The organism is bacterium, assembly GCA_021372615.1.
Taxonomy (GTDB): Bacteria; Armatimonadota; Zipacnadia; order Zipacnadales; family UBA11051; genus JAJFUB01.
Window position 1 is genome coordinate 1 of sequence record JAJFUB010000107.1, and the last position, 3,237, is coordinate 3,237.

The 3,237-nt window shown below is 70.2% G+C and carries 2 protein-coding genes; one reads left to right on the plus strand and one right to left on the minus strand.

The genetic code is table 11. From position 1 onward, the window contains the following. Positions 1-90: 90 nt before the first annotated feature. Positions 91-1,923 carry a hypothetical protein gene (locus LLH23_16025; protein MCE5239969.1) on the minus strand — a complete coding sequence of 611 codons (1,833 nt, stop codon included), beginning with the start codon at positions 1,921-1,923 and terminating at the stop codon, positions 91-93. Between the two features lie 438 nt (positions 1,924-2,361). Here LLH23_16025 and LLH23_16030 point away from each other — a divergent pair. Further along, the coding region (locus LLH23_16030; protein MCE5239970.1) for a hypothetical protein at positions 2,362-3,237 on the plus strand (876 nt) is incomplete at its 3' end.

The following is a 3,237-nucleotide window of genomic DNA, read 5'->3' on the forward strand; positions in this document are numbered from 1 at the left end:
GGTGGGGCCCGTCGCACACGACGCGACACCCACCGCCTATGGTAACGCGAACTTCCGCAAGCCGGCACTAGCCATCATCGGGACAGCACACTAGCCGTAGCGGGCGAACCATTCCTCGAGGGTCAGCCAGGTGCCGAGGAAGATCACGGACTGGCGTCGGCCGGCGATCTGGTCTTCGACGACCTGGCGCAGGCCGGCGCCGTCGAGGAGGCCGGTGTCCACCAGAACGGAGGCCGCCGCCCGCTGCCGCAGGGCGCGGCGCCAGTCCTCGCACTCCTGGAAGGCGACACCAATGCGGGGCCACGCACAGCGGTCAAACCACTGGTAGTGGCACAGGCGGGTAGCTGCGCCCGCGGTCACGATGCCGCAGAGGGCCTGGTAGTGCCGCAGGATCTCCTCCCGGCGACTGCGGGCGAGGGGCAGCGCCGTCCGGGAGCGAGGGATCGCGGCGACGCGGGGGCTGAGCAGACGGAGCGCGCGGGCGTAGGCCCGGCACTGATAGCGGTAGTGCGGCGGCAGGGCCAGGAAGGCTGCGAACGCCTCGTTGTCAAAGGCCAAGACCCCCTCGTCCGCCAGGCGGCCCGGGGCGGACACATTGAGGTGGCAGCGGGTCTTGGAGACATTGAGGAGTTTGAGCAGGCCGACGAGGTCGTAGTTCGTGACCGCGTACGGCCGGGCATCCGCCGCCATCCGCGACATGGTCTCACGGTTGGCCTGCTTCACTTCCGGCCCCGAGCCGTGCGGCAGCACGGTGTCCAGGACGGCGTCGGAAGCGGTCTGGTAGTTGTTCAGGAGGTACTCGACCGGGTCAGCGAAGTCCGGCGCGCCGCGCAGCGGGGGAGATAGCGACAGGCCGTGGGAGTTGCCGGACGCGGTGCTGTCACCCTGGAAGAGCCCGTCGAGGAAGCAGCCTGTGAGCACCATGGTCAGTCCCTCACGCTCGATGAGCGGGCCGGCCAGCAGGCCCTGAGCGTGATGGAAGGCGTGCATCGCGTCCCCGATCAGCGAGCCCGGCGTGAGCAACTCCAGGGGGTAACGCGGACTGACCTGCAGGAAGTGGTGGGAGTGGCCCAGCGCCCCGGCAATCCGCGCGGCCAGTGACACCTCCAGAGCCCGGGTGCGATGGATCGTGGCACATGCCAGCGGCATCTCGCTGGCACAGGCGACCGAGCGGGAGTCCAGGCCGCCGCTGAGCAACAGCCCGGCGCGCTCGTGTCCGGCGCAGGTGCGGCGCGTCGCGTTGCGGATGGCCGTGGCGATCTGCGCGGCGTGGTCGTCGAGCGAGCCATGGTCCTGCCAGGTGAACTCGGGCTGCCAGTACCGCGTGGCATGAACCTGGCCCCCCTCCCAGGTGAGGACCGTCCCCCCAGGCACTTGCTTGATGTGGTCGTAGTAGGTGGCAGTGTCGAGCACCAGTTCCAGCGTGAGGAACTCGCGCAGACGATCGGGGTTGGCCCGGCGCGAGACGCCGGGGTACTCCAGGATCGCCTTGACCTCCGTCCCGAACACCGGCGAGGGGCCGGTGAGGTAGTACAGTCCCCGGCTGGCCAGGCGGTCGGCGATCAGGTGTAGCTGCCCGCGGGCACGGTCGTAGACCGCCAGGGCGAACGAGCCGCTGAGCAGGCGGGCGCAGGTCGGGCCGTGGCGCTCGTACAGCGAGAGGCAGAAGGCCGCCGGCCGGCGCTTGTGGTCTACGTCCTCGTCGTAGAGGTAGCCGGCGAAGGCCACGACGACCTGGCCGTCGTCGGAGACGGCGATGCGGTCGCACGGGGCTCCCCACCGGGAGCCGGTGGCGGCCACCGCGAAGTCATCGGCGGTAAGGGTCTGCGTGGGGGATTGCGGCAGACTGCAGGCGGAGGCCATGACCTGCAGCACGTCTGTCTGGAGCGGAGCGCGGCCCAACCAGCCGGCCAGTGAACTCATCCAAGCCTCTCCTCGGTTGCCTCCCGGCGATCCGTGTCCCCGAAGTGAACGGGTCTGGGCCACGGCGGCCTGGCCGCTAGTATGCTCCCCTTGTGGTCTAGTTTCCTGCTTCCGGCGCGCCGGGCCCCGCCGCCGGTCGCGGGGCCCGTCGCACACGACGCGACACCCACGACCTGCCTCCCGTTAGCGCGAACTCACGCAAGTGAGTACTAGAGCGCGTACTGCGTCCCGGAAGCGCTGCCCGGGAGGGCAGGAGACCGCGGGCGTGATAGCGAATATGTACAGCACTGGGGGGCTTGTTCCGCCCATGGGGGACCGGTTTTCGTCGGCTACCGGCCATCTCGACAGGACACGGTAGAGACATGCGGGTATCGGGCTCTCGCTGAGGAGGGCCGTGCCCGGCGAAAGGAGTGACTGGCTGTGTCGGGAGCTGCTTTCTTGCAACGCTCGGCGGTCCGGGGGCTTCTCTCGATGGTGTTCGTGGTCGTGATGCTGACGGGTTGCGGTGGGGGCGGGGGCAGGCGGGCGCCGGATGATGGCGACGACGGGTCTGCCGCGGAGGTGGGTACGGCCCGCTTCCACGTGGACGTGGTGACCGGGCGGGTCACGGTCACGCCCATAGAGACGGCCGCGGATACGGTGAGCACCGCTGCGATCCTGGCCGGCACCAGCATGCACTTTGACAGCACCGTGCTGTATGACCAGCCGGGCGGCACGGGGCTCAAGGTGATGGATGTGAGCCTGACGAACCGCAGCGGCCTGGCCATCGGCGCCGACTCCGACGGCACTGATGTCGGTATCCGAGTGATCTTCGGGGACATCACGCCGGTCACCGCCGCGTCGGACATCCGCACCCAGGTGACGGTGTCCACGTTGGCGGCGCTGGGGAGTGGGCCGTCGGGGGTGGCGGTGGGCAGCGATGGGGCGGTGTATGTGACGGGGGGGAACCAGGTCCTGAAGGTGCAGGGCGGGGCGGTGTCGGTGCTGGCCGGGGATGGCGTGGCGGGGTATGTGGATGGGCTGGGGACGGTGGCCCGGTTCGACAACCCCACGGGCATCGCCCAGAACCCGGTGGACGGGTCGCTGATCGTGGCGGACTACACGCGGCACCGCCTCCGGCGGGTGACGCTGGCGGGCGTGGCGTCGACGGTGGCGGGGACGGGGGTGGAGGGGGGCACCAACGGCACGGGGAGTACGGCCACTTTCAGCCGTCCGGCAGGGGTGGCGGTGGACGCCGCTGGCGTGATCTACGTGGCGGAGCAGGGGGGCCACCGGGTGCGGCGGATCGCGCTGAGTAGCGGCGACGGGACGCTG

What these genes read in the sequence shown, in the direction of transcription:
- LLH23_16025 (MCE5239969.1), bottom strand. Translation starts at nt 1,923, where the DNA reads ATGAGTTCACTGGCCGGCTGGTTGGGCCGCGCTCCGCTCCAGACAGAC.